We start from the raw sequence: 407 nt of genomic DNA, 5'->3' as shown, positions 1-407 counted from the left end.
GTATTAATAGATGTTTTATCCACGAGGCCATCCATATATATAATTGCGGCTTTCTGTCCTGTTTTTAATGAAAAATTCCTTGTGGTTAGTTCTGGAATTCCACTAAAAAGCATAGACAGTTGTTTTAAATTCATAGAAAGAGCAGAAGAAATCGTACTATTTAAAACATGATCAGCCTGTTCCTGTGAACAAAAACTCTTTTTTCCCCTTAACCATTGACGAAAAAAAACCATACATTCATCCATCTCCTAGCTATGTTTTCTCAGCTTATTATGGAATGTTGAGAGGGTTTATATACCAGCTATTTCAATTTAACAACTTACTTTTAGTGACTAAATCTACTGGCAAAGCAAAGGCTTTTTAGTATTTTACATACTAAAAAGCATAAAAAGACTGGATAAGGGCAT

1 pseudogene is annotated in these 407 nt (G+C 32.7%); it reads right to left on the bottom strand.

Annotated elements, in window-relative coordinates:
- Nucleotides 1-233, bottom strand: a pseudogene (locus tag AC1DWA_RS33590) (hypothetical protein); the annotation flags it as partial.
- Nucleotides 234-407 lie beyond the last annotated feature (174 nt).

The sequence above is a fragment of the Rhodococcus sp. P4_F3_2 genome (genome assembly GCF_056401335.1).
The sequence above is the reverse complement of the archived record's forward strand: the minus strand, read 5'-3'. Positions and strand labels throughout refer to the sequence as shown.